The sequence below is a fragment of the Nostoc sp. DedQUE07 genome (assembly GCF_034530975.2).
Lineage (GTDB): Bacteria > Cyanobacteriota > Cyanobacteriia > Cyanobacteriales > Nostocaceae > Nostoc.
The window spans coordinates 84,425-110,770 of record NZ_JAVRCC020000025.1 but is presented as its reverse complement, the minus strand read 5'-3'; the positions used below and the strand labels follow the sequence as shown (position 1 = coordinate 110,770).

General features: G+C 43.2%; 28 protein-coding genes. 14 read left to right on the top strand and 14 right to left on the bottom strand.

The window, feature by feature from the left end:
- Window positions 1-440: 440 nt before the first annotated feature.
- Window positions 441-914 carry a hypothetical protein gene (locus RMZ95_RS19660; protein ID WP_322686653.1) on the bottom strand — a complete coding sequence of 158 codons (474 nt, stop codon included), beginning with the start codon at window positions 912-914 and terminating at the stop codon, window positions 441-443.
- A gap of 103 nt (window positions 915-1,017) precedes the next feature.
- Between RMZ95_RS19660 and tumA the strand changes: the two genes are divergently transcribed.
- Both tumA and tumE read left to right on the top strand, forming a co-directional pair.
- A complete protein-coding gene (gene tumA, locus RMZ95_RS19655; RefSeq protein WP_292766954.1) occupies window positions 1,018-1,248 on the top strand; it encodes an antitoxin TumA in 231 nt (76 codons plus the stop codon).
- A complete protein-coding gene (tumE, locus tag RMZ95_RS19650; protein WP_322686652.1) occupies window positions 1,238-1,642 on the top strand; it encodes a toxin TumE in 405 nt (134 codons plus the stop codon). Before tumA ends, tumE begins: the two co-directional genes overlap by 11 nt.
- Before the next feature lie 144 nt (window positions 1,643-1,786).
- Here the strand turns inward: tumE and RMZ95_RS19645 are convergent, their stop codons facing one another.
- The 4 genes from RMZ95_RS19645 to RMZ95_RS19630 all read right to left on the bottom strand — a co-directional run bounded on the left by RMZ95_RS19645 (window position 1,787) and on the right by RMZ95_RS19630 (window position 4,326).
- Window positions 1,787-2,209, bottom strand: a complete 423-nt coding sequence (locus RMZ95_RS19645) for a type II toxin-antitoxin system VapC family toxin (RefSeq protein WP_322686651.1) — start codon at window positions 2,207-2,209, stop codon at window positions 1,787-1,789.
- Window positions 2,206-2,460 carry a hypothetical protein gene (locus RMZ95_RS19640; protein WP_322669790.1) on the bottom strand — a complete coding sequence of 85 codons (255 nt, stop codon included), beginning with the start codon at window positions 2,458-2,460 and terminating at the stop codon, window positions 2,206-2,208. Before RMZ95_RS19640 ends, RMZ95_RS19645 begins: the two co-directional genes overlap by 4 nt.
- Window positions 2,461-2,473: 13 nt before the next feature.
- A complete protein-coding gene (locus RMZ95_RS19635; protein ID WP_322686650.1) occupies window positions 2,474-3,784 on the bottom strand; it encodes a Rid family detoxifying hydrolase in 1,311 nt (436 codons plus the stop codon).
- Window positions 3,785-3,894: 110 nt separating this feature from the next.
- Window positions 3,895-4,326, bottom strand: a complete 432-nt coding sequence (locus RMZ95_RS19630) for an NUDIX hydrolase (protein WP_322686649.1) — start codon at window positions 4,324-4,326, stop codon at window positions 3,895-3,897.
- Between the two features lie 338 nt (window positions 4,327-4,664).
- On the opposite strand from RMZ95_RS19630, the gene malQ reads away from it, so the two are divergent.
- Window positions 4,665-6,179, top strand: a complete 1,515-nt coding sequence (malQ, locus tag RMZ95_RS19625; protein ID WP_322669793.1) for a 4-alpha-glucanotransferase — start codon at window positions 4,665-4,667, stop codon at window positions 6,177-6,179.
- 239 nt (window positions 6,180-6,418) lie between these two features.
- Here malQ and RMZ95_RS19620 read toward each other — a convergent pair whose 3' ends face one another.
- Together RMZ95_RS19620 and RMZ95_RS19615 are read right to left on the bottom strand one after the other, a co-directional pair.
- Window positions 6,419-7,231 (bottom strand): RodZ family helix-turn-helix domain-containing protein, encoded by an 813-nt coding sequence (locus tag RMZ95_RS19620; protein WP_322669794.1) that lies wholly within the window; start codon window positions 7,229-7,231, stop codon window positions 6,419-6,421.
- A gap of 29 nt (window positions 7,232-7,260) precedes the next feature.
- Window positions 7,261-8,019, bottom strand: coding sequence for a pseudouridine synthase (locus RMZ95_RS19615; RefSeq protein ID WP_322686648.1), 759 nt, complete (start codon window positions 8,017-8,019; stop codon window positions 7,261-7,263).
- Between the two features lie 134 nt (window positions 8,020-8,153).
- Between RMZ95_RS19615 and RMZ95_RS19610 the strand changes: the two genes are divergently transcribed.
- Window positions 8,154-8,867 carry a DUF2993 domain-containing protein gene (locus RMZ95_RS19610; RefSeq protein ID WP_322686647.1) on the top strand — a complete coding sequence of 238 codons (714 nt, stop codon included), beginning with the start codon at window positions 8,154-8,156 and terminating at the stop codon, window positions 8,865-8,867.
- A 215-nt stretch (window positions 8,868-9,082) separates the two neighbouring features.
- Here RMZ95_RS19610 and RMZ95_RS19605 read toward each other — a convergent pair whose 3' ends face one another.
- Entirely contained in the window at window positions 9,083-9,970 is an 888-nt protein-coding gene (locus RMZ95_RS19605; RefSeq protein WP_322669797.1) for a phosphatidate cytidylyltransferase, read from the bottom strand.
- A gap of 180 nt (window positions 9,971-10,150) precedes the next feature.
- Window positions 10,151-10,753, bottom strand: coding sequence for a precorrin-6Y C5,15-methyltransferase subunit CbiT (cbiT, locus tag RMZ95_RS19600; protein WP_322686646.1), 603 nt, complete (start codon window positions 10,751-10,753; stop codon window positions 10,151-10,153).
- Between the two features lie 93 nt (window positions 10,754-10,846).
- Between cbiT and RMZ95_RS19595 the strand changes: the two genes are divergently transcribed.
- Both RMZ95_RS19595 and tatA read left to right on the top strand, forming a co-directional pair.
- Window positions 10,847-12,250: a serine/threonine-protein kinase gene (locus RMZ95_RS19595; protein ID WP_322686645.1), complete on the top strand. Its 1,404-nt coding sequence runs from the start codon at window positions 10,847-10,849 to the stop codon at window positions 12,248-12,250.
- An 81-nt stretch (window positions 12,251-12,331) separates the two neighbouring features.
- On the top strand, window positions 12,332-12,505 hold the full coding sequence (gene tatA, locus RMZ95_RS19590; protein WP_322669863.1) for a twin-arginine translocase TatA/TatE family subunit: 174 nt from the start codon (window positions 12,332-12,334) through the stop codon (window positions 12,503-12,505).
- A 48-nt stretch (window positions 12,506-12,553) separates the two neighbouring features.
- On the opposite strand, the gene cphA is transcribed toward tatA, so the two are convergent.
- From cphA to RMZ95_RS19575, 3 genes are all read right to left on the bottom strand, one after another.
- Window positions 12,554-15,259: a cyanophycin synthetase gene (gene cphA, locus RMZ95_RS19585; RefSeq protein ID WP_322669864.1), complete on the bottom strand. Its 2,706-nt coding sequence runs from the start codon at window positions 15,257-15,259 to the stop codon at window positions 12,554-12,556.
- A gap of 178 nt (window positions 15,260-15,437) precedes the next feature.
- Window positions 15,438-16,301 (bottom strand): cyanophycinase, encoded by an 864-nt coding sequence (locus RMZ95_RS19580; RefSeq protein WP_322669800.1) that lies wholly within the window; start codon window positions 16,299-16,301, stop codon window positions 15,438-15,440.
- Entirely contained in the window at window positions 16,274-16,591 is a 318-nt protein-coding gene (locus RMZ95_RS19575) for a hypothetical protein (RefSeq protein ID WP_409883218.1), read from the bottom strand. The genes RMZ95_RS19580 and RMZ95_RS19575 overlap by 28 nt, the downstream gene beginning before the upstream one ends.
- A gap of 364 nt (window positions 16,592-16,955) precedes the next feature.
- Here RMZ95_RS19575 and trmD point away from each other — a divergent pair, with 364 nt between their 5' ends.
- From trmD to RMZ95_RS19535, 8 genes are all read left to right on the top strand, one after another.
- Window positions 16,956-17,693, top strand: coding sequence for a tRNA (guanosine(37)-N1)-methyltransferase TrmD (trmD, locus tag RMZ95_RS19570; RefSeq protein ID WP_322686644.1), 738 nt, complete (start codon window positions 16,956-16,958; stop codon window positions 17,691-17,693).
- A gap of 38 nt (window positions 17,694-17,731) precedes the next feature.
- Window positions 17,732-18,217, top strand: a complete 486-nt coding sequence (ispF, locus tag RMZ95_RS19565; RefSeq protein WP_322669802.1) for a 2-C-methyl-D-erythritol 2,4-cyclodiphosphate synthase — start codon at window positions 17,732-17,734, stop codon at window positions 18,215-18,217.
- Window positions 18,218-18,278: 61 nt separating this feature from the next.
- Window positions 18,279-20,063 carry an ABC transporter substrate-binding protein gene (locus RMZ95_RS19560; RefSeq protein WP_322686643.1) on the top strand — a complete coding sequence of 595 codons (1,785 nt, stop codon included), beginning with the start codon at window positions 18,279-18,281 and terminating at the stop codon, window positions 20,061-20,063.
- Window positions 20,064-20,241: 178 nt separating this feature from the next.
- Window positions 20,242-21,030, top strand: a complete 789-nt coding sequence (larB, locus tag RMZ95_RS19555; protein WP_322686642.1) for a nickel pincer cofactor biosynthesis protein LarB — start codon at window positions 20,242-20,244, stop codon at window positions 21,028-21,030.
- A gap of 106 nt (window positions 21,031-21,136) precedes the next feature.
- Window positions 21,137-21,343, top strand: a complete 207-nt coding sequence (locus RMZ95_RS19550) for a hypothetical protein (protein ID WP_094348493.1) — start codon at window positions 21,137-21,139, stop codon at window positions 21,341-21,343.
- Between the two features lie 103 nt (window positions 21,344-21,446).
- Window positions 21,447-22,832 carry an argininosuccinate lyase gene (gene argH, locus RMZ95_RS19545; protein ID WP_322686641.1) on the top strand — a complete coding sequence of 462 codons (1,386 nt, stop codon included), beginning with the start codon at window positions 21,447-21,449 and terminating at the stop codon, window positions 22,830-22,832.
- A 1,056-nt stretch (window positions 22,833-23,888) separates the two neighbouring features.
- Window positions 23,889-24,383, top strand: a complete 495-nt coding sequence (locus tag RMZ95_RS19540; RefSeq protein ID WP_322686640.1) for an NUDIX hydrolase — start codon at window positions 23,889-23,891, stop codon at window positions 24,381-24,383.
- A 203-nt stretch (window positions 24,384-24,586) separates the two neighbouring features.
- On the top strand, window positions 24,587-25,429 hold the full coding sequence (locus RMZ95_RS19535) for an alpha/beta hydrolase (RefSeq protein ID WP_322686639.1): 843 nt from the start codon (window positions 24,587-24,589) through the stop codon (window positions 25,427-25,429).
- On the opposite strand, the gene RMZ95_RS19530 is transcribed toward RMZ95_RS19535, so the two are convergent.
- Both RMZ95_RS19530 and RMZ95_RS19525 read right to left on the bottom strand, forming a co-directional pair.
- Window positions 25,421-25,885: a type II toxin-antitoxin system VapC family toxin gene (locus RMZ95_RS19530; RefSeq protein WP_322686638.1), complete on the bottom strand. Its 465-nt coding sequence runs from the start codon at window positions 25,883-25,885 to the stop codon at window positions 25,421-25,423. The genes RMZ95_RS19535 and RMZ95_RS19530 overlap by 9 nt on opposite strands.
- 8 nt (window positions 25,886-25,893) lie before the next feature.
- Window positions 25,894-26,346 carry a hypothetical protein gene (locus tag RMZ95_RS19525; protein WP_322686637.1) on the bottom strand — a complete coding sequence of 151 codons (453 nt, stop codon included), beginning with the start codon at window positions 26,344-26,346 and terminating at the stop codon, window positions 25,894-25,896.

The following is a 26,346-nucleotide window of genomic DNA, read 5'->3' as shown; positions in this document are numbered from 1 at the left end:
GTTGACCTTCTGAGGCTCGACGTTGACCTTCTGAGGCTCGATGTTGACCTTCTGAGGCTCGACGTTGACCTTTTGAAGCTCGACGTTGACCTTCTGAGGCTCAAAAATGCCTTGGCGAATTAGCGCTTATCGGTGGAGTCTGATATAGACCTAACCCCCAGCCCCTTCCCTTGTAGGGAAGGGGAGTAAGATTCAAAGCCTCTCCCCTTGTAGGGGAGAGGTTTGGAGAGAGGTTAAAGTGTATTTGAGATTAACGAGATGCACTATATAAATCGCGGCTATACAGACAAAACCCGCACTTCGGCAAGCTTAGTGACCACCTGCGCGGGTTTCAAGAATCTTTGGATACAAAACGCAAAAAGGGCATAACAATGTTATGCCCCTATAAATTATGTGTATTCTAGTAAGTTTACAATTGGTATAATTACCTGTTTTAAGCTTTAGCTGACTGGGACTTCGGGTTGCTTTTTCTTAGAACGGCGGTTAAACCTGCGTCCCATCTCATCAATTACTGCATCTAAACCTGTGACATCACCGCTAGCTTTGGCATAGCTATAAACTGCTAATGCTGAGGCATACGCTTCACTAGCAGCAGCTATACAGGTATCATCTACCAGTTCTTGCAGTTGTGTCAAAGATAACAGCACCGGATACAAGTCCTCATATATTTCTAAGTCCCGGCGCATCTCTTCTAAATCAAAAGAACGGGGCAAAAAGTTAGGGTTTTGTGTCGCCACTTCTAAGGCTTTGCTGACAAAAGCCCGACTTTTATCTCCCATCTTCAACATCGTTCGCCTGTCTTCGGGGGTCAAATCTACTAAAAACGGTAACTTTTCTCTAATTGTAGCGATCGCCTGCATGACTGCTTCTTTGTCTGCTGGGGCTAAGGTGGCACTGATGCGATTTTCTGCCATTTTTAATACTCCTTTAGGGCACTTAATTTCAGTATTCCCAAAGTTATAGAGGCGATCGCGTTTGTTGAGAGATAATTAACGATGAAACTGAATGCAGAAATCAATGCGTAAACAAATCATTGAATATACATCTCCATTAGATGCGCTGATTGCCCTTACCAAACAGTTAAATACCTATGAAATAAAGTACCAAATGAATTCAGAAGATTTTTTTGCCAAATATAGCCAAGGCGAAACTTCTGACGATGAAGTATTTGTCGAATGGGCAGGAAACTACCAACATTATCTAGCTCTACACCAAGATATAAAGAGCAAACTTAGAGATGTCGCGTAAAGTCATCCAAGCATATCTAGATGAAATCGCTCAACTTTTACTCAACTGCTCTAACACATACGTTGAAGAATATAGTGCCGTAATTTTAACGACAGAGAGAGCTAATCTCCGCATTAGAATACGTTTCGCTCTCAAATATTTACTAGCAATCAGTGAAGCCTTTATTATTGTAGATAATCAGATTACATATATCGATTACCGCTATCACTTTCAAAACGAGCAAAATAGTCTGATTTTTCGTTATGACAGTACACCACACTTTCCCAACTTACCTAGCTTCCCGCACCATAAACATCTTTTCGATAACGTAATTGCTTGCGAAAAGCCACATATAGCCGATGTGCTACAAGAAGTGATGGAGTTTTTAGAGTCAAAACAAAACAATCAAATGTAACCGTTAAAATTTGCTCATTGATGCGTTCCTCCTAACCGCCAATCACAGCGATCGCATTCATCAGAGGAGAACACTCAAAAATACTTGCAATTGCTAATTGCTAACTTTGCTGTTGAAGTTCTAATTTTTTAAACCACGATCCAGTCAAGCTTGTATTTCCAACAAAAGTGCCTGATAACCTGCTTGGACAAAATGTTGATCGGCCGTGGCTGCAATAATTAACCCCTGATCCTGCATGACAATAAACGAAATACAATCAGTTAAACCCCAGGTTTTGTCTAGACGGGATTGATAAAGTTTTAAAGCATGATTGAGCAGTGGTGTGTCTACACTCACAATATACATATTTGGGGTTTGATAGCACTGTTGGATAAACTGCATGGCAGCTGTGCGATTAAAAGCACTCAAAGCATTACCAACTTCGATTAAAACAGCTTCAGTAACCCATACTTCAACAGGATTTCGGACACGCGGTAGCAGCGTTCTAGCCTTGATATGGTATTGAACGCGTGCATTCAGTAACGCCTGGATAAAAACAGTGTCTAAAAATATTCGCTCACCTGTCATGTGTTAATTTCAGGTTGACGTTTTGGTGTGCCATACAGGTAATAATCGTGTTGACTTGCCCAATCATCGGGTGCATCAACTGTTCCAGTTAAACCTTCTAATACATCCCATGCATCAGCTACTTTAATTTGAGATGAGTTAATATCCTCAGAAACAATGGTAATCACATAGCGTTTGTTCGGTTCTAAATCAAGTGGAATATCTGGCCGCAAAACAGAACCATCAAATGTAACTGTTAAAATTTTGCTCATTGTTCTATTTCTCCTAACCGCTAATCACAGCGATCGCATCAATCTCTACTAACACATCTTTAGGTAAGCGCGATACCTGCACACAAGCCCGCGCTGGGGCTGTATTTTCCGGGAAATATTTAGCATAAATGGCATTCACCGCCGCGAAATCATTCATATCAGCTAAAAATACAGTGGTCTTCACCACATCTTGAAAAGTCGCACCGGCTTCTGTGAGAATGGCTTCAAGATTAGCTAATACCTGCTCAGTTTGCTTTTTGACATCATCAGTGTAGACGACATCACCAAGGCGGGGATCGATGGCAATTTGTCCAGCTATAAATATAAATTGACCTGAAGCTGCGATCGCTTGATTATAAGGGCCGACTGGTGCGGGTGCGTTATCAGTATTAATTACTTTACGGATCATAGATATTACTTTCTCTAACGATGTTTCCTGTTTACCGATTTCTGCTTCAGCTGCGATCGGTTTATAGATTTCTCCATCTGGCATTATCGCACCAGTTAGGTCAGCATCTTTAAAGTTGACACCATAGATATTTGCCCCAGTTAAATCTACCTTCTTCAGCTTTGCCTCTTTCAGATTCGCGTTGATCAAATCTACTTTTTGTAGTTCTGCTTTCTCTAAATTTGTCCCCTCAAGGCAGGCTCTTCTGAAATTTACACCGATAAGATTTGCTGCGCCAAGATCAGCCTGAGTCAGATTCATACCTGACAAATCCTTTTGAGATAAATTAACGCCCCGAATTTTGGCTCCCTGCAAATTAGCACCTTTGAGTATCACTTGAGCTAAGTTTGCTTGACTCAAATCAGCTGCAAACAAGTTAGCTCCACTTAAATTAGCACTAGTAAGATTAGCTCTAACTACCTTTGCTTCATTTAAGGATGCGTCAGTTAAGTTTGCAGAATTGAGTGTTGTATCACTCAAGTTGGCATTATCTAGGTTGGCATTACTAAAGTTAGCGCTACTCAAGTTTGCTTTACTCAAGTTGGCGTTATCCAGATTAGCGTTACTAAAGTTAGCGCTATTTAGTTTAGCTCCACTCAAGTCAGCACTACTTAGGTCTGCCCAACTCAAATTTAAACTAGAACTTTCGCCCAACTCACTCAAATTTGCACCTGTTAGAGAAGCTCTAGTGAAGTTTGCGTTTTGAAGTAATGCTTTACTTAGGTTCGCATCATTTAAATCTACACCCGTCAAATCTGCACCTGTTAGGTCTATTCCAGTTAGATTTGCATATTTGAGGTCTACTCCTCTAAGATTCTCGTTGTGAAATTTTCGTTCTCCTGCGGCGTATTTCTCCAACAGTGTCTCAGCGTCCATAATTCACCTTTAAATACCACTGACACAGTATAATCACAAAAACTTTGTGTCACAGATATTCCTCTCCCCTCTTCTCTCTGCGCTCTTTGCGCCTCTGCGGTTCGTCCCTCTTACCCCAACCTCGGACGTATCCCATAATGCCGATATCGCCAATAATCGCGCAGAATGCGATCGTGGTCAAAACATAAATTACCAGGCATACGCCAATACTCAAAAATGCCTACACCCTTAGCATCATCTCCAGCCACCGGTTCCCCCGTAGCTGTCGCCAAAAACACAATACTAATGGTATGCTGACGCGGATCGCGATTTGGGTCAGAATATACCAGTAATTGTTCAACTAATTCCACCTGTAAACCCGTCTCTTCTTCAGCTTCTCGCCGCGCCGCCACTTCCACCGCTTCTCCATAATCTACAAAACCACCAGGAATAGCCCAACCTAAAGGTAGATTATGTCTTTCAATTAACACTATTGGCCGATGAGGTCGATCTACTAGTTCAATAATGATATCAACTGTCGGTGTAGGATTTCGGTAAGTCATAGTGATTTACTCATTAGTCATTGGTCATTGGTCATTGGTCATTAGTCACTTGTACTAAGTTTCGACTGCGCGGTAATCGAGCGACTTGTACTGAGCATAGTCGAAGTAAGTCGAGATTCAACTACCGCGTAGTCGTTGGCGTAGTCACTGAGCATAGTCTAAGTGCAGCCTCTCCAAGAGTTGTATTGGTTATTACCAAAGAACAAATGACAAAGGACAAATGACAAACAAAATGAGTTTACTTGATTTCCCCTGCAAATACCGTTCCGTGATAAATTCGATGCGATCGCCTAGCGTTTCCATCAGACAATTGCTCCCTCTCATAATTCAGGTTACTTATGCCTTTTCCTAGATCCAGTGGCATTTTGCTGCATCCTACCTCCTTTCCCAGTCGATTTGGCATTGGGGATTTAGGCTTAGAAGCCTATCGCTTCATTGATTTTCTTAAAGAGAGCCATCAACAATATTGGCAAGTTTTACCACTGGGCCCCACTGGATACGGCAATTCTCCGTATATGTGCTACTCGGCAATGGCGGGAAATCCCCTGCTGGTTAGCCCAGAAAAACTGCGAGATGAGAATTTGCTCACTGAAGAAGACTTTGCCAATTTACCAGGATTTCCGGTAGAAAAGGTAGACTTCGAGCAGGTTGTGCCAATTAAGATTGGGCTACTCAAAAAAGCCTGTGACAACTTTAGAGCCAATGCTACGCCCATTCAGCAGAAAGAATTTGCAGGTTTTTGCGACAGTAAAGCTTATTGGCTAGATAATTACGCCTTATTTATGGCGCTGAAAGATGCCAACGACAATGCAAACTGGCACTCATGGAAGCCCGAATTTGTCAAGCGCGATCCCCAAGCATTGGAGCAAGTACAGCATCGGCTCAACGGAGAGATTTATTATTACAAATTCGTCCAATTTGAGTTTTTCCGCCAGTGGTCAGAACTAAGAAGTTACGCTAATATGCGCGGTATTCACATTATTGGCGATATCCCCATCTACGTATCTCATGATAGTGCCGACGTGTGGGCGCATCCCGATATGTTTTGCTTAGATCCAGAGACAGGTGCTGCTGCTCAAATGGCAGGAGTTCCACCAGATTACTTTAGCGCTACTGGTCAATTGTGGGGCAACCCGGTTTATAACTGGGATGAATTGCAAAAACAAGACTTTAAATGGTGGGTACAGCGCTTTGAGGCAATGCTGGATTATGTAGATATAATTCGCATCGATCACTTCCGGGGCTTCGAGGCTTATTGGGCTGTGCCGCAAGGCGAACAAACTGCCATCAATGGTAAATGGGTGGAAGCGCCTGGAGATGCTTTTTTTGAAGTGATTAGGCAAAAGTTAGGCAAGCTACCTGTCTTAGCAGAAGATTTAGGAGTAATTACACCGGGGGTAGAAGCACTGCGAGACAAGTATGAATTTCCGGGGATGAAAATTTTGCAATTTGCCTTTAGTGCTGATTCCGCTAATCCATTTTTACCATTCAATTATCCGCACAATGCTGTAGTTTATACCGGAACTCACGATAATGATACAACTATAGGCTGGTTCAATACAGCCGAGGACGAGGAAAAGCAAAACTTGTTGCTTTATTTAGGTTCTATCAGCCCTGATGGCATTCACTGGGATTTAATTCGCCTAGCTTTGAGTTCTGTAGCCAACCAAGCGATTATTCCCTTGCAAGATATTTTGGGATTAGGAAACGAAGCGCGGATGAATTTTCCCAGTATTGCAGAGGGGAACTGGGAGTGGCGCTATCAAGCAGGAGCGATAACAGACGAATTGCGCGATCGCTTGAAGGTTCTTACCAAACTCAATGGACGCGCCCCGGAAGATCAAGTCCAGTGAGGAGTGGGGCTGAGTGAGCAGGGGAGCAGAGGGGCAGGGGAGCAGGGAAGCAGGGGAGCAGGGGAAGCAAGGGGACAAGGGGACAAGGGGACAAGGTGACAAGGTGACAAAAGTTTAGAACTTACAACAAGTCTTTCCCCTTGTCCCCAATTCTCCTTGTCTCCAAGTCCTCTTTCCAATGCCCAACGCCCAATGCCCAATCCCCAATCCCCAATCCCCAATGCCCCATGCCCCATATTTCAAAATTTAGGTTTCGCAGCAATCCTAACTTCTTCCTCTTTCCCTGGCTCTCCCATTTCCTTAGCTTTCTCTTGATTGACGCTCACCAAGACACCACCAGCATTATCAGTTTTCACTGTCAGTTGCTCTTGGGCTTTCCAAACTCGGTGAGTTCCCTCTGGCAGAATACCCTCAAACTCGGTTTTGCCATCGGCTACTATACGAATCCAAGATGAGGCTTTCAAAGTTACACCAACCTGTACAACCTGTCCCTTTTGGACACCGTTGAGGGTATCGCTGACAGGTTGTACCTGTGTTGACTCTTTTAGTTGAGCTAGTTCTGGTTTAACAACAGACTTTTGTTTTGGATATTGCTGGTTTGGGCTATTACTTGCTTGTAGTAAAGCGTTATTTAATAACTGAGATAACCCATTTACAGAGCATACTATTAGCAATATGTAAAGAAAGTAAAGATGAATCGGACGTAGTTGAGCCAGGGGTGAAGTATTCCCCTTACTTAAAGGACTAACTTGGGCAGAACTGACCGGAAAAGTGCCAGAAAATTCGACTCCATTCAAGCCGAGTGCATCGGCAAATTGTCTGATCAAACCTTGAATATAGACTGGTTCTGGTAGATCGTTTAAATTACCTTCTTCGATCGCCTGCAATAATCGTCGGGGAATCCTGGTCAATGCAACCACTTGCTCTAGAGATAAACCCTGTTCTTGACGCAATGCCCAAAGTTGAGCGCCTAATTCTGCCAACTTTTCGGCTCGTTGTTCCTCTAATGAAAGTGATGGCTGGTGCTTATTCTTCTTTCTTAGCCATTTCATGCCTACTGACACTCCTTAACTCCACTGAATCAATAATTAGGTTGCGTTATTTGATCTTGCAAAAAGCGAATTTCATAATCTTTGAGGGAACGATATTTACCCTCTGACAAAAAGGGTTGCTTTGGAGTTTGTAATTGAATTGGGCCGATAGCAGTCCGATGCAGCTTGATTACTGGGTATCCTAACTGTTGAGCTATCCGACGAATTTGACGATTTCTTCCCTCCTGCAACACTATTTCTAAAACACTTTGCTCGATACGACGTTCTATTAGGTGTACCTTAGCAGCCCTGGTTTTTCTACCCTCCAACATCACACCTTGACGCCACATCTGTAGTACCGTTTCTGGAGGATGTCCTTTGACCAAAACATGATATGTCTTGGAAATACTGTGACGTGGATGGGTTAGTCCAAATGTCAGTTCTCCGTCATTAGTCAGGATTAATGCTCCTGTAGAGTCTGCATCTAGACGGCCAACTGGGTGAATACCTGAACCCTCCCGTAATTCTTTCGGTAGTAGATCCAGGACTGTTGGTCTGCGATGAGGGTCGTAGCAAGTAGAAACCACTCCCGCAGGTTTGTGCAGCAATAGATATATTAAAGCCGGACGCTGCTTTTCGGATACAGACTTACCATCAATTGCGATCGCATCTTTTTCGGGATCGACTTTTTGGCCTAAATGTGCCAATACCCCATTAATCCGCACGCGTGAGTGCCTAATCATTTCTTCGGCTTCACGACGTGAGGCGATACCCCATTGAGCAAGAATTTTTTGTAACCGTACCTCCATGTGGAAATTGCTTATTTATTGTTATCAATTAAATGATATTTGCATTTTGTAGCGAGTAGGCATAAATGTTACATTTAAAGCTTATTTAATTTCGGTTCGGTTGTTGAGCAAATACTCTTAAACAAATTGGTTAAATGCCAGAGCAAAATCCCCAAACAACAAGTGGAAATAAAATCCGCATAATTACGCAAGTACTCACAACAGCAGTCAAGCTTTGGTTGAGAGCGCAGGTCAGCCAAATATCGGCATTAGAAGTGGAGATTAAAGCTAGCGATCGCCAACTTTTCTCTGGACGCATTCCTTTGGTATCTGTTTTTGCTACTCATGCAGTTTATCAAGGTCTCCTAATTACCCAAATTCAATTAATAGCAGAAAATATTCGGATAAATCTTGGCTCCGTACTCAAGGGAAAACCCCTGCGACTGTTAGAAACAGTACCAGTGGTTGGCAATTTGATCGTAGATGAGAAGGATCTTAATGCTTCTCTCTCATCAGACTTATTATCGACTGCTTTGAGCGATCTATTGGTTAAGGTTTTACCAAAAGATTATCCCCAGTCACAACCAATCAAGTGGCAAGAAATTATCCTTGGGAACAACCAAATTATACTGCGAGGTTTGAGAGTAACCAATAGCGAAACAACGCCTCTAGAGATTTGTCTAAGCTCACAATTACTTAGTGGACATGAGTTGCAACTGGTACATATCCCAATCAAGCCAGACCAAGGAGATATATTAAAAAACAATTATGAGTACAATCTCGATCTTGGCTCAGATGTCGATATCCAAGAATTAACGCTGATCCCAGGAAAGCTGGTGTGTCGTGGGCGGATTAACGTTAACCCTTGACGGATCTCACAAATTAAAAAATATTAATACCCTATTTTAAATGATGTGGCGTCTAGTGGAACAAGAGCAGGGGTGCAAGGGGGACAAGGGGGACAAGGGGGACAAGGGAGACAAGGAGGAATTATTGAATAAATCTTTTCCTGTTCTTCCCCCTCTTCCTTGTCTACCCTGTCTCTTTTTAATGCCCAATGCCCAATGCCCAATGCCCAACTCACCTATTTACTAAGTAGTGGCAAAAGTAATGTCACAAAATAGTAAACCAAAGGAGCAGTAAAAATATAACTATCGGTACGGTCTAAAATACCACCATGACCGGGGATTAATTGCCCAGAATCTTTAACTCCAGCATCCCGCTTGAGCATAGATTCTGTAAGATCCCCTAAAAGACTAGCAATGCCAATCAGCAAACCCAATGCTAAACCAGTGAACGGGGATTCAGGCAAGTGAAGATAATAAGCTCCCGCTATGGCTACGGCAACACTTGAAGTAATACCAAAGACAGCGCCTTCAACAGTTTTTTTCGGGCTAATGTCAGATAGACGCGTTTTCCCAAAGAATTTGCCAATGGTGTACGCACCGATATCAGCTGCCCAAATACACAAAAAAGTTAGTAATGTGGCTGTAAAACCTTGTGCTAAAGAAGCGGAATTTGCTTTTTCCCAGAAATCTGTCCAGGTTGTGGGCCAGTAACCTCCCAAAGGGAGATTGCTAAAAGCAGCGCTATCAATTGCTCGTAACCGCACCCAGTAACTTGGTAAATAACCGACGTAAAATAGCCCCATAATAGAAGCGGAAACATCAGCGATCGTCGCAAATTTGGGTTGAAACAGCAGGTAAAAACAAATAAGTGTGCCAGCTATTGGCATCACAGCGTCAGCTAAACTGCCATCAAGGGTGCAAATCACCAGCAATACTTGGCTGACAGCCATAGTGGTTTTAGCGGCAGGAGCGATGCCTCTAGCTCGCACCAAATTAAAATATTCCTGTTGACCCAAAAAGATGATAACCGCAAAGATGATGGTAAAGTACCAACCCCCAAAAAGGGTTGCAGAAAGAGCAAGAGCGATCGCAACAATTCCACTAATAATCCGAGACCAAGGCATAGAAGTATTGGGTACTGGGTATTGGGTACTGGGTACTGGGTACTGGGTATTGGGTATTGGGTATTGGGTATTGGGTATTGGGTATTGAGTATTTGGAAAACTTTTTCCCATCTAGTCCTAGTCCCTAGTCCCCAGTCCCCAGTCCCTAGTCCCTAGTCCCTAGTCCCCATGCCCCATTCCCTAATCCAGTTTCTCACCACTGAGGATAAAAATGGGATCGACGGCGGTAAAGGTTTGAGAAAAGCCGCGTGTCTCTAGGCGGTTAACCGCAGATTGGACGACTTCGATATTTCTAGCCCTTAATAGGGAAAAGCTTTGGGAAATAGCATACAGACTTTCTAGATTAGCAGCTGTGGCTACAACCCGACCGGATGGTGGCAAATAATGCCAAGCTGCTTGCAGTATTTCCTGAATGGGGCGACCTCCCTCGATACAAACGCGATGAGGAGTAATTTTGAGGTCATGTAAACATTCTGGGGCGCTGCCTTCAACAACTTCGACATTTTTCACATCAAAGCGATCGCAGTTACGCTTGATCAGACTAGCTACTTCTTCATCCCTTTCGATAGCGATAATCTGTCCGCTTGGACACAATAGCCCCACCTCTACCGGAATTGTACCCGTCCCTGCACCAATATCCCACAATACGGAATCTGATTTCAGCCGCAGTTGGGCAATCAATAGCAGTCGGACTTCTCGCTGGCTCAGAGGAATTCCTGGCAAATGCTCGAATAATTCATCGGGAATACCGGGGGTAATATAAGGCCAAAGTTGGGAGGGCATAGAATTACGCAATTATACTAAAGATATCGATTTGCCAAATTGAAAAGCTATCAGCTATAAAACTTTTCAACGGTAGCATTATAAGAAAACATAATGATTGGTGAAATATTAGGCGATCGCTACGAAATTCAGCAGCTATTAGGAAAAAAAGCAGGGCGACGGACGCTATTAGCTCGTGATTTGCAAACTCAGAAATTAGTTGTCATTAAATTACTCTCTTTTAGCAGTGACTTTGAGTGGGATTCACTCAAGTTGTTTGAGCGAGAAGCTGAAACTTTAAAAAACCTAGCACATCCCTCAATTCCTGGCTATTTAAACTATTTTGAGGTAAATTTACCAACCATCAAAGGATTTGCTCTAGTACAAACTTATATCCCTGCACAAACTTTAGAGCAATGCTTACAAACTGGGCGGACTTTTACCGAAGCTGAAGTTAAACAGATAGCTAAAGCACTTTTAGAGATTCTCGTTTACCTACATGAACTACATCCGCCTGTAATTCACCGTGATATTAAGCCTAGCAATATTTTATTGGGGGAGCGTTCTGGAAATAGTGTCGGTCAAGTTTATTTGGTAGATTTTGGCTCAGTGCAAACAGTCCTGGCTAGCGAAACCGGGACAAGAACTGTGGTGGGAACTTATGGCTATATGCCACCAGAGCAATTTGGCGGACGCACTGTTGCAGCATCAGACCTTTATAGTTTAGGCGCAACTTTAATTTACTTGGTGACAGGTACTCACCCAGCCGATTTACCCCAAAAAGATTTTCGCATTCAGTTTAAACAACTGGCTAATCTCAGTCCCAGCTTTAGCAATTGGTTAAAGTGGATGATTGAACCTAATTTAGAACGGCGTTTGAGTTCAGCTGACCAAGCACTCGCAGCTTTAGAGAAACCACAACCAACAAACTTGCCGATTTTGGTTGTTGGCAAACCAGATGGCAGTAAGATTCAACTAACCAAAAATTGGGATTTTCTAGAAATTATCGTTCCACCATCTGGTTTTGATCCATCAATAATATTTACAGGTTTATTTGCGATCGTCTGGAATTCATTTATTCTCTTTTGGACAATTGGCGCACTTTCAGCACCTTTTCCTGTCAACATCCCCTTTGCGTTGTTTTCACTTCCATTTTGGGGTGCTGGCTTGATGATGGTGTATAAATTTTTCTTTCATTTTTTTGGACGCATTTGCTTACGCCTGAATCCAGAACAAATTTCCCTAACTTGGGAATTGTTTGCTTGGAAATTTTATCGTCCCCGTGCATCGCCAAGACAAAGTATTAATAAATTAGTTTACATTCCCAAACATTTTACGAAAGATTCTGAAGGTACGAGAATTGCCGTTCCCGCACAATTGGATATTTGGGTAGGAGTAAAAAAATATCAACTTGGTGGTAGTGATGGTGCAATTAAATCGGAAGCGGAACTGGAATGGCTAGCTCAGGAATTAAGCGATTGGTTAGGTTTGCCAATTACCAATCCAATTAGAAGTTAGTTGCATTGATCGGTGGCGAACTTATGGGATGTGAGCCATCAATGTCTATATTTAATTACAGATGCCTTAGAGGAAATTTATATGTTTGGACTGGGATGGCCAGAAATAGCTGTAATTAGCATAGTCGCTATTCTAATTTTCGGCCCAAAAAAAATTCCTGAACTGGGAACTGCACTGGGTAAAACCCTAAGAGGTTTTAAGGAGGAGATGAAAACTCCCAGCGAGGAAACCAATCAGGGAGAAGAAAAACAGTAATTAAAAGAGTCAGGAGGAGCCAGCATCCTGCTTTCTCCTGATTCCTGGCTACAGTAAGGTATTCACCACAGAAGAAGGCGCGATCCCATTTTGGGAATCGATTATAGTTGTGCCGGAATTTGGTTGGTGTATCTCTTCCTTGGCTAAACCACGCAGCTTAATTAACTTAATGGCGCGAGTAACGCTTTCTGGCAAAATCACCACCAGGCTGTTATCAGGAGCCATATCTAAGCCTTTATTGATTGCTTGGGTTTCATCCAGAATTGATTCATAGCGGCTATCAGGCTTAACTTCTGTGATGCCTTGAATAATCAACTGGGCGGCTGAACCCCGTAAGCGTCCGCGTGTATCATCGTCTTCTTTGATGATGATGTAATCAAAAATTTGCGCTGCTAATTTACCCAAAGTAACAAAATCTTCGTCGCGGCGATCGCCAGGGCCCCCAATTACACCAATCCGTTGTCCTGTAGTCCAGTTCCGCACAAAGGAACCTACAGCTTCGTAACTGGCTGCATTGTGAGCATAATCCACTAAAGCGTGGTAGTTGCCCAAATTAAATAGATTCATTCGTCCCGGTGTTTGACTAACTGAAGCCCGGAAGGTTTTCAAACCAGCACGAATCTGCTCAATTGTGACGTTTTGCACAAACGCTGCCAAACTTGCTGCTAAAGCGTTGGCAATCATAAACGGCGCACGTCCGCCCATTGTTAAAGGTATATTTTCTGCTCTTTCTATGCGATGTGTCCAGTCACCTTTAACAATTGACAAATAGCCATTCTCATATACTGCCGCAACTCCACCCTTTTGGATGTGCTTTCGCACTAATTCCGAATCGGGGTTCATAGTGAAGTAAGCAATATTAGCTTTAGTTTTTTCTGACATCGCAGCGACGCGGCGATCGTCGGCATTGAGTACCGCATAGCCATCAGGGAATACAGCTTCTGCCACTACACTTTTGAGGTTAGCTAACTGCTCAATGGTATCTATATCGCCTATTCCTAAGTGGTCGGCGGCTACATTCAATACTACTCCTACATTTGCGGCTTCAAAGCCCAATCCAGAGCGGAGAATGCCACCGCGAGCCGTTTCTAGTACTGCTACTTCTACCGTAGGATCTTGGAGGATGAGATAGGCACTTTGAGGGCCTGTATTATCGCCAGCTTCTACTAAGTAATCACCGATGTATGTTCCGTCGGTAGTAGTATAACCTACTACTTTTCCAGTTTGTTTATAAATATGTGCTAGTAGTCGAGTCGTGGTGGTTTTGCCATTAGTACCCGTGATGCTGAGAATGGGAATTTGGCTAGATTGCTCGTTAGGAAACAGCATATCCATCACTGCACCAGCGACATTGCGGGGAATACCTACGCTTGGGGCAACGTGCATCCGAAAACCGGGAGCAGCGTTAACTTCGACAATCACGCCATCCACTTCCCGCAGAGGACGGCTAATATCTGTGGTGACGATATCGAGTCCGGCGATATCCAAACCGATGATCTTGACTACTCGTTGTGCCAACCACAGATTTTCTGGGTGAATTTCATCGGTACGATCGACGGCACTACCACCTGTACTCAAGTTGGCTGTTGCCCTGAGATAACAAATAGTGCCCTTGGGTGGCACGCTATTTAGGGTGTAACCTTGCCTTTCTAGCAGTTGGTAGCTGGTGCGGTCTAGTTCAATCTTGGTCAGGACGTTATCATGTCCTTCACCGCGATTTGGATCGAGGTTTGTTTCTTCAATCAGTTCGGCAATGGTGGATCTGCCGTTACCAATGACATGAGCTGGGACACGTTCGGCTACTGCTACTACTTTGCCATTTACCACCAGTACCCTGTGGTCGCGCCCAACGTAATATCTTTCGACAATAATTGACCGAGAAACCTGTCTGGCAGCTTCATAAGCAGCCTCAGCCTCTTCCCAACTTCTGATATCAATGGTGATCCCACGCCCGTGATTGCCATCTAAGGGCTTGATGACGATGGGATAGCCGCCAACGAATTCAATGGCTTGTTCCAAATCGTCTAAGAAGTTGATTACTGTACCTCTGGGTACTGGCGCACCAGCAGCAGCAAGGATACGTTTAGTGGCTTCTTTATCGCAAGCTAGTTCTACGCCCAGAATGCTGGTGTTGTCCGTCATTGTCGCCTGCATCCGCTTCTGGTTCACGCCATACCCTAGCTGAATCAAAAAGCGGGCTTCCAGCGCCATCCAGGGAATACCTCTTTTTTCTGCTTCTTTGACGATCGCTTCCGTAGAAGGGCCTAAGGAAGCATCACGAGAAAAGTCTTTCAGGTCTTGGATATCTTGCTCTAGTTCTGCCTTGGGATAACGGCCTCGATCGACAATACTCTGGCATAGCCGTACTGCGGCTCGTCCAGCGTAGCGTCCCGCTTCCTCATTCAGGTACTCGATTACTACTTGGTAAATTCCGGGTGTGGCAGTTTCGCGGGTGCGACCAAAGCCGACATGCATCCCAGCTAATTCTTGGAGTTCTAAGGCTACGTGTTCTACTATGTGGCCGATCATAGTGCCTTCTTTGACTCGCATCAGAAAACCACCGCGACAGCCAGGCGAACAATAGTGACCCTCCAGACTTGGCAGCGCCTCAACTAATCCTTCATAAAAGCCAGGGATTTCATTCGAGGGCGTCTCGCCAAGGTTTTCTAAATCGAGGCGCATGACGATCAGTTTGTGGCGTCGAATGCTCCAATAGTTTGGGCCGCGTAATGTCTGGATCTTGAGAATTCTCATGGGAATAGGTAGATGGAGATTCGGAACCAAAATTCTAGTTTCTTACTGGAATTGACCGCTAAACTGTTCGTTAAAAACAGTTTTTTCTTTTTACATGGTATTATTATCATTTTTCTTTCTACGGTAAGAAATAATAAATGTGCGGTCAACTCAGTGTAACCTCAGATACTCTATCCCGTCAGCTGGAGATTCGGTGTACAGCAGGCAATACAGTCCGCTGGTACAAGTGGAAGCGATCGCCTAAGCTGAGGATATGGAGACGTAAATTATGTACGGTTAAAGGTTCATTAGCACCGACATGGGGTTCGTTAGTATGGGTCAGTTCGGTGGGATCGACAATGGTGACACTGCCTTTACCCATAACTTGTAGCCAACCATCACGTTCAAACACAGCACAAGTATCTTCGTCAATGCCAATACCTAAGCGATCGGGATGAGCTGCGATCGCACTAATCAGTCGCCCCATCCGATTACGGTTGTGAAAGTGTTGGTCAACGATTACTTCGGGAATAAATCCCAAACCCGTTGCCATATCCACTAGGGAACGATTGGGCGTTTCTCCACTCCCGCCGCCAGCAATCATGTGATGCCCCATCACCGCCGCTCCTGCACTGGTGCCTGCTAACGTCAGTTGCCCCGCCCTCACCCGCTGACGAATAATTTCCATTGCTGGCGTATCTGCCAATACACCACAAAGACGCAGCTGGTCTCCTCCTGTCAAAAATACCCCACTACAGGCTTCTAAGGATGCTTTGATCTGGGAGGCTTCACACTGTTCTCGTTCGCGGATGTCTAAAATCTCTACCTTCTGGGCACCCATTTCTTCAAAAATGCGAATATACCGACCACCGATAATGGCAGGTTCGCGAGAGGCAGATGGAATAATTGTAATATAAGCCTTACTAGCACCAGCGCGTCCAAAAAAAGTTCGTAGGATTTCGCGCCCATGAACTTTATCTTCTGCACCTCCGATAACCAGAACGGCGGTTTTAGTTGCTTGGGGTGTCCTCATTTCTAGCGATTTAGCTTGTAATTGCGGCATTTTGGTTCTCCTGTCAACAACTTCAGGAGCCATCGCCTTGGTGTTCGCATAGCGTCTCCGTCAGGAGAGGCAGCACGGTCTTGAGGGTTTCCCCCATGAGCGACTGCCGTGCATGGTTCCCCGGCTTGTGGCGAATGGCGTGTGAATTCAACAAGGTTCAGTTGCTGATAATTTTTGCGCTTTGCAACTTTTGAGAGGACACTTTTTGGAAGTTTGGAACTGGGGAAAGCCACTCTCCAAATTCTCGCTTCACGCTCGCATTGCCTCAGTCTAAACGTGTTTGTTCCCATTCCTCTCTGGCGGGCGCCTTGTTTTTCATCTGTCCACTTGCAGCAGGGCAAAATAGTCTTTGAGTAGCTAGATTCCCCCTTTAGAGTTGGGGAAAAGCAGTTAAGACTACGCTTTTTTCTGAGGCTGGCTCGATGCATCCTGGAAGTTGTTAACTTGATATGATTATTAATTTAAATGTAGTTGTGACAACATTTAAACATAAATTAAGTAATTAGAAAAACTTTTGATCCCATCTAAAATCCAGGAGGTCTGGTAGTTTTAGATACTATTGATAAAGTTTAACTGGAGTTTAACCCGACCTTGGCTTGCTGGTGTTTGCTAGACATTCAAATTTAAGATTAGTGTCCTCGAATACGAATAACTGTGCGCTTTGATATAGTTACGCTTTTTCCTGACTGTTTTAACTCTGTTCTCAATTCTGGGCTGCTAGGTAAAGCCTTAGCCAAACAGATTGCCGAAGTGCATCTGATTAATCCACGGGACTTTACCACTGATAAACACCGAAAGGTAGACGATGAACCCTACGGCGGCGGCGTTGGGATGCTAATGAAGCCAGAACCTATTTTTACCGCTGTAGAGTCGCTGCCGATTCTACCCCGAAGAGAAGTAATTTTGATGAGTCCACAGGGTCAAACAATTAATCAAGCTCTTTTGAAAGAATTGGCGACAAATTATGACCAGTTAGTAGTTATTTGCGGGCATTACGAAGGAGTGGATGAGAGAGTGCTGCATTTGGTAACTCGTGAAGTATCTTTAGGCGATTTTATTCTGACCGGTGGAGAAATTCCAGCAATGGCCTTAATTAATGGTGTAGTGCGGCTAATACCAGGGACTGTGGCTAAAACGGAGTCCCTGACAGCAGAAAGTTTTGAGGAGGGGTTATTGGATTATCCCCAATATACTCGTCCGGCGAATTTTCGCGGTTTGAAAGTGCCTGATGTCTTGCTCAGTGGAAATCACGCCGCGATCGCTCGATGGCGTTACGAACAACAAATTCAAAGAACCCGCGATCGCCGCCCCGATCTCCTGGAGAAATTGATGCAGGGGGAGCAGGGGGAGCAGGGGGAGCAGGAAAGCAGGGGAGTATGGAGAGAAGAATAATTTATAACTCCTGACAAATGACAAATGACAAACGACAAATGACAAAAATTCGTATTGGTAACGGCTACGATATTCATCAACTGGTGAGCGATCGCGCTTTGATTTTAGGTGGAATTCAAATTCCCCATGAACTGGGTTTATTAGGGCACAGTGACGCTGATGTGCTAACACACGCGATTATGGATGCCATGCTTGGGGCATTATCTTTGGGCGATATTGGTCATTATTTTCCACCTAGCGATCCCAAATGGGCGGGAGCAGATAGTTTAGTACTATTAACTCAAGTACATCAACTGATTCGCGCTCAAGGCTGGCAGATCGGAAACATTGACTCGGTGATAGTAGCAGAACGTCCAAAATTAAAGCCGCATATTGAGAATATGCGCGACAAACTAGCGGCGGTTTTAGAATTACAACCAAATCAAATTGGCATCAAAGCTACAACCAATGAAAAATTAGGCCCTGTTGGCCGTGAAGAAGGTATATGTGCTTATGCTGTCGTCTTGCTAGGTGCTTCAGAATAACTTTCTTTAGCTTCTAATAAAGATATTCAAGACTGATTAGAATGTAAATAGATTAGTAATTATGAACTTTTTTAGACAAATATTTTTGGCAATTAAACGTTTTTGGCTGCCAATAATTTTTACTTCAGCAATAGCATTTACAGTTACCGCCTGCAACCCAGCTAACTTTAAAAGTCACGCTGCTCAAGTACCGCAATTAGTAAGTAGCATTCTCAGCGATCCTAAAACTTTTAACTACCCCCTGAGTCAAGAGTTTCCTAATGTTTTTCCTTTAATTTACGAGGGGTTAATTACCCAAAATCCAATCACTGCAAAAATTGAGCCAGCATTAGCTGAATCCTGGCAAATTTCTGATGATAAATTAAAGATTGTTTTTACCCTACGCGAAGGGTTGAAATGGTCTGATGGTCAGCCACTAACAGTAGATGATGTGGTGTTTACCTACAACGATATTTACCTTAACGAAGCAATTCCTACAGATGTGAGAGACGGTTTGAGAATTGGTGAGAGTCGGAAGCTACCCACTGTGCAAAAAGTGGATGAGCGCCGGGTTGAGTTTATCGTACCAGAACCCTTTAGACCTTTCTTACTAAATACAGGTTCGCCAATTTTGCCTGCCCACATATTGCAACAATCAGTAAAAATCAAAGACCAAAATGGGAGTCCGATTTTTCTGACAAAATGGGGTGTTGATACTCCTCCCGACCAAATTATTGTCAACGGCCCTTACAAAATAGAGCGCTACGACACAAGTCAGCGTGTGGTCTTCCGGCGCAATCCCTACTACTGGCGCAAGGACGCTCAAGGTAATTCCCAACCTTATATTGAACGGGTAATTTGGCAAATTGTGGAATCAACAGATACTTCCTTGCTGCAATTTCGTTCTGGCGGGTTAGATACTGTAGGAGTGTCACCAGATTACTTTTCTTTGCTAAAGGTGCAAGAAAAACAGAGTAATTTCACAATTTATAATGGAGGGCCAACATCTGCTACATCGTTTGTTTGGTTCAATCTCAACAAAGGTAAAAGGGACGGAAAACCACTGGTAGATCCAGTTAAATCTCGGTGGTTCAATAATGTGCAATTTCGGCAAGCTATAGCTTATGCAATTGACCGCCAAACGATGATTAATAATACTTTTCGCGGCTTGGGTGTAGCACAAAATTCACCGATTTCTGTGCAAAGCCCCTATTACCTTTCCCCTAAAGAGGGGTTAAAAGTTTACGATTACAATCAACAAAAAGCGAAGGAATTACTGCTAAAAGCAGGATTTAAGTACAACAACAATCAGTTAGTAGATTCTCAGGGAAATCGCGTTCGTTTCTCTTTGCTTACTAATGCTGGAAATAAAATCCGTGAGGCAATGGGATCGCAGATTAAACAAGACTTGAGCAAAATCGGCATTCAAGTTGATTTCACGCCGTTGGCATGGAATACTTTTACTGATAAAACTTCTAACTCCTTGGATTGGGAAGCTTCTTTGATGGGTTTGACTGGCGGATTAGAACCGAATGACGGAGCTAATGTCTGGGCACCTGAAGGCGGATTGCACATGTTTAATCAGAAACCCCAAGCAGGACAAAAGCCGATTCAGGGTTGGGAGGTTGCTCCTTGGGAAGCGGAAATAGGGAATCTTTACATTCAAGCTGCACAGGAATTAGACGAAGCTAAAGTTAAAGCGATTTATGCCGAAACACAGCGGATTACTCAGGAAAATTTACCTTTTATTTACTTGGTTAATCCTTATTCATTATCAGCGGTGCGTAATCGTTTTGAAGGCATTAAATTCTCTGCTCTTGGCGGCGCATTCTGGAATATTGAACAAATTAAAGTAACAGAAGATTAGGCATTGGGCATTGGGCAAAACAGTTCCTTTAGCGGAAGCGGGGCGTTTAGCCCGTTCCGAGTTCCTAGTAAATAAGTAAGATTCACAACTCAGCACTCAGCACTAATTACTATTGAGGGGCATGGGGCATTGTTTATTCACAAAAAACAAATGACAAATGACAAAGGAAAAATGACCCATGACCAATGAAAAAACTTTGCGATCGCTCTTAGAAGCGGTTGCTAATGGTAAAGTTACGCCAGATACGGCATTAGACTCACTCAAAGATTTAACTTATGAATCTGTAGGTGAATTTGCTAAAATTGACCATCATCGCCAGCTAAGAACTGGTTTTCCAGAGGTGATTTGGGGCCCTGGTAAGACTCCCGACCAAATTGCTCAAATTATCGAGGTGATGCGCCTCCGCAATCCGGTCGTGATGGCAACTCGTATCGAACCAGCAGTTTATACCGTACTGCAATCAAAAGTTAGCGGTTTGCGATATTACGAATCGGCGCGAATTTGTGCGATCGCTCCCCCTACCATCGAACCACAATTTGCAGGTGAAATTGGCATTCTTTCTGCTGGTACTGCCGATTTAGCCGTTGCTGAAGAAGCGGCTGTCACTGCTGAACTTTCTGGTTTTCGGGTACAGCGTCTCTGGGATGTTGGTGTTGCTGGAATTCACCGTTTGCTGAGTAACCGCCACCTGATTGAATCAGCATCGGTGTTGATTGTCGTGGCGGGGATGGAAGGCGCTTTACCCAGCGTTGTCGCTGGTTTAGCGAGTTGTCCTGTGATTGCCGTACCCACTAGCATCGGTTATGGCGCAAGTTTTGGTGGTTTAGCACCTTTATTGACAATGCTTAACTCTTGTGCTGCGGGAGTAGGCGTAGTCAATATCGATAATGGTTTTGGTGCAGCAGTTTTGGCGGGGCAAATTTTGCGGACTGCCGAGAAATTGCGGTTGGCATCGGCTGCATCTTGAGTTAAGACATTGAAGTTATATCTAATATTTCAGTAAATATCAGTAATTAATGTAAATAATAAACTGATGCTGAAATTTGCCACCTCTAACTTCTTAATCACCAAAGATGAGCAATTACAGCGATTTGACATCTCAGTTACTTTGGCATTTGCCTGTAAATTTGACGGCACTAGCACAAACAATCACCGATCCAAACGTTATGGGTCAGATGCAAAAAGCTTGGAGCCACTTTATACAAACAGGTCAAGTATGGGCATTGTTGATTGGTTTAGTCATTGGCTATATGATTCGGAATCTAACTAGCTACGGTTAAATTTAAAAGTTAGGAGTTGAAAGTGAGGAGTGAGAAGTTAGGAGTCAAAAACTCATAACTCCTCACTCTTAACTCTTAACTATCGCCCACCTTTTGATAATTTATGACCAAAAAAGAAACTTGGAGCCAGCGGTTTGAATCAGCGTTGCATCCAGCGATCGCTCGTTTTAATGCCAGTATAAGTTTTGATATTGAATTAATCGAATATGACCTGACTGGTTCTCAAGCTCATGCCAAAATGCTTGCTCACACGGGCATTATCTCCCCAGAAGAAGGAGAGCAACTGGTTGCCGGTTTAGAACAAATTCGCCAAGAGTACCGCCAGGGGAAATTTCAGCCCGGTGTCGATGCTGAAGATGTGCATTTTGCAGTTGAACGCCGACTGACAGAAATTGTTGGCGATGTGGGTAAAAAGCTGCATACAGCGCGATCGCGTAATGACCAAGTTGGTACTGATACCAGACTCTACCTGCGCGACCAAATCCAACAAATCAAAAGCCAATTACGAGAATTTCAAAGTGTTTTACTTGATATAGCCGAAAAGCACGTTGAAACTTTGATTCCTGGCTATACCCACCTCCAACGCGCCCAACCCCTGAGTTTAGCTCACCACCTCTTGGCATACTTTCAAATGGCGCAACGCGACTGGGAACGCTTAGGAGACGTTTCTCGCCGCGTGAATATTTCACCTTTAGGATGCGGTGCTTTAGCGGGAACTACTTTCCCCATTGACCGCCACTACACAGCCAAACTCTTGAATTTCGACGATATTTATGCTAACAGCCTCGATGGAGTGAGCGATCGCGATTTTGCGATCGAATTTTTGTGTGCTGCTAGCTTGATTATGGTTCACCTCAGCCGCCTTGCAGAAGAAGTCATTCTTTGGTCATCTGAAGAATTTCGCTTTGTCACCCTCAAAGATAGCTGTGCTACGGGTTCCAGTATCATGCCCCAAAAGAAAAACCCCGATGTACCAGAATTGGTGCGGGGCAAAACAGGACGTGTATTCGGTCATCTCCAGGCAATGTTAGTGATTATGAAGGGGCTACCTCTGGCATATAACAAAGACTTACAAGAAGATAAAGAAGGTCTATTTGATAGCGTTAACACAGTCAAAGCGTCTCTAGAAGCGATGACGATTTTGCTCAGGGAAGGCTTAGAATTTCGTACCCAGCGGTTAGCATCAGCTGTTGCGGAAGATTTTTCTAATGCTACCGATGTAGCAGATTATCTTGCAGCACGGGGCGTTCCTTTCCGGGAAGCTTACAACCTTGTGGGTAAGGTGGTAAAAACTAGTATTACCGCAGGTAAACTCCTGAAAGATTTGAAATTGGAAGAGTGGCAACAACTACATCCAGCATTTGCAGCAGATATTTATGAGGCAATCTCCCCCCGTCAAGTTGTTGCTGCCCGCAACAGTTACGGAGGTACTGGCTTTGTACAGGTAAACAAAGCACTAATAGCCGCCCGCGCTCAAATTGCTCAATAGAGGCATTGGGGAATGAGGGGATAAGGGAGACAAGGGGGACAAGGGGAATAACTAATGCCCCATGCCCCATACCCAATCATAAATAAGGGCGTACAAATAAATGTGCGCCCTAAAAGGTAAATAACCCAAACAATAAAGATTTAGGCAGGCAACTTATTCAGTGTCAGCTGCTGCTGCGCCTTCTTCTTCCTCACTCTTTGGTGGTCTTTGTTGGAACCTTCTCTGCATTCTTCCTGTCGTAGTCCGTTTACGAAACTTTCTGGCATACGCCTGGTTACGTAGCGCCTTTTCTTTTTTCGGGTTACGGCGCTTGGCCATGTTCACCTCATTAATAAACAACAAAAAAGTAGCAACTAGGCATCACGTAGGCAATATTAGTTACCAATATTATTGATATACTTCTAACCTAGTGCAGCAATAAATACGCTTTAAACAGTGTACTAGTCTATCGCATTCTACTTAATTTTGTCAATAAAAATTCTGAATTTTCTCCGCCAGTAAGATGAAAAATATCTTTTCTTAGATTCCAATCTGTCAAATAGATTGTAAATTAGCTCACTAGTTGTTGTTCTTGAAACAAACCAATATTATCAAAAAATAATTCAGGAGTCAGTCATCAAAACTTAGGTAACATAGGTGGGTTTAAGATAAAGTTTAATATTTGATCTAATAGTCTTTAATTAAGTGGAGGTCTTAAACCCTACTTAGTTGTGTCTTATAAATAAATTTAGAATTCAGAATTTTGGATTATGACTTATTCTTCATATTATTTTTGTTAATGTGTACGTGAAAAACTACTAGTGATAGCTACTTTCAGCAGCACTAATGCTAGCTATAAACTGAAAATTTACCTGGTTCTAGAAATATTGTGTATATATAAATACAGTGCTTCTATTGAAACTTGGTGTTAGAATTGATAGTATTCTACATAAATCGTGAGAATAAAATCTCAAACCACAAACATTTTTGTATAAAACAAAACTCAACAAAAATTTTATTAGTTGAGCCTGTGTAAGTGGTAAGGAACTATAGAATACAACACAGAAGTTTTGAAGATTGAACGTTATCGCTTTTTTTCCGGCAGCTGTCGAGTCCACACGTAGCTTATGGCGTATTGGACAAACAGTATTGGGTATAATATTTCGTCATCCCATTACTGGCACTAGTATCATCCCAATTTTACCCGATGGTCGGATTGTACTGATCCGACGCCGTGACAATGGTCTTTGGTCATTGCCTGGAGGGATTGTTGATTGGGGAGAAGATATTCCCAATACAGTCCGCCGGGAATTGATGGAGGAAACCGGGCTAGAATTGTTGACAATTAAACGTTTGGTAGGAGTTTACTCTGCACCAGACCGCGATCCCAGAATCCATTCAATTTGTATTGTGGTTGAAGCCGAGGTGCATGGGACAATGGAGATTCAAGACACCTTAGAAGTCATGGAAATCCAAGCTTTTTCTCCCAGTTTACTACCTTCAGGAAAGATGTCTCACGACCATACTCGGCAGTTGCAAGACTACTTGAATGGTTTGACAACATTGGCATAATAATATTTTGTCATTTGTCATTTGTCATTTGTCATTGGTTATTTCCACCAAGGTTATGATTTAAGGAATCCTCTCTTCTCTACGATAGGCCTCCCCAAGGAGACGCTAAACGAATCGCACCACACCTTTGTGTTTGTAATTTGACTAATGACTAATGACTAATGACTATTTATTATGATGCTAAAAGTTAACTACTAAATAAAATGGATACACTATTCCGTAACTCCCGGAGAAAGCTCTCTCAAGGGCTACTTTTCTGGCGTGAAGTCGGTGAAAAAACTCCTATAATTTTTTTACATGGTGCTTGGAATGAGAGCAGTCAATGGTTAGCTGTGATGGAGTCCCTTGCACAAGATTTTCATTGTTTTGCACCTGATTTGTTAGGATTTGGTGAATCAGAAAATCCTAATATCTACCATTCGATAGATTTACAAGTTGAGTGTCTAGCTGAATTTTTGCAAGCTGTGAAGCTAGAAAAAGTATATTTAGTGGGGCATTCTCTTGGGGGTTGGATTGCTGCTAGCTATGCTTTAAAGTATCCAGAGAAAGTTGATGGTGTGGTACTGCTAGCTCCAGAGGGCGTAGAGATAGCAGGACAAGAAGAGTATTGCCAGAAAATGCGGCGATTATTGAATTATCCACCACTAGTAGTTAAATTGTTGCGATCGCTCAGTCCTTTGACTAAAATCCTGGGTTGGCATGAAAAAATTGCCCAAGACTTGCAGTTGCGTCAATCGCTATTGCCGTATCCCATAGGTTGCCAGTTACTTTTCAAACGGCGACAAGTAGAAATTGAGGCGGAATTACTGCAAAAGCAGCTTTATATGATAGATGTCCCAGTTTTTATTTTACAAGGTGGGCAAGATACACCAGATGCTTTAGCCAGAAGCCGTGTTTATGCTCAACTGATGCCGAAAGTCGAGTTGAAAATGATTGCTCATGCCGGAAATGACTTGCCAGAATCTTGTGCTGAGGTTGTGGCGAGCGAGATTCGGGAGTTTATTCAAGGTATTTTAAAAAGTCATAATTTCAACGAATTAAACTAGCTTATTCAGGGTTTGTTGCCAATCCATAACACATATTCCTTCGCTTTCAAACCGTGATATGTGTTTCAAGTTTGTTGTCACAACTATGACCAGATCAAAACTCTTTAATTGAAGAATTGCTTGAGCAGCAAGAATTACATCACCATCCAAACTTTCATTGCTTGCTGTAGGCTTCCCCTGGTTTCGTACCCATGCCCATAATTCGGCTGCTTTTCGCATCGTTTCGGGAGTCAGTGGGATGAGACAATCTTGGCTAAGTTTGTTGAGGCGATCTGTACTCTTTTGTTTTCCTTGTCTCAATAGTTCACGCCGAAGTTCATAATCGGCTATTTCTGGCACACGTATAACAGTTTCGGTTTTCTGTAAAGATTTCAACCACTGTTGGACTTTTTGATTTACTTTTGGATGTGTTACTTGACTCAAAGGATGAGTGTCTAGCAATATGGCTCTACCCATCTAAGTTTTTATAGTGATAACTGATTTTGGTTCAAAGCTGTCTCAATCTGTGGGTATGTTTGCTCATCGTATCCAGATTCATTAGCCATCCATTCGTCAACCAGTTTTATTACCTTTTCTAAAGAATCATCCCCTTTTGCTTCCGATTTAGAAAATTGGACAACTTGATATTCATCTAAATTAATGTGTTCTAAGTTTCCTGAGATAATAGCGGATCTGATCTGACCTCTTATACTCGACCCCGGAATCATAGGGGGGAATACAGCAGCGATATCAATGTCTCTCGTTTCACTAGAAACAGACATTGCTCTTTGATAGCTTCCAACACTCAAAATATTGGACGGTGGAGAAGATTTTTCCTCAATCAACGCATCGATTATTGCCCTAAGTTTGAAAAGATCCACTAAAGAAAGGGCAGCAAGTTGTTGCATAATTACATAAAGCGATGATGCTTTGGGCAT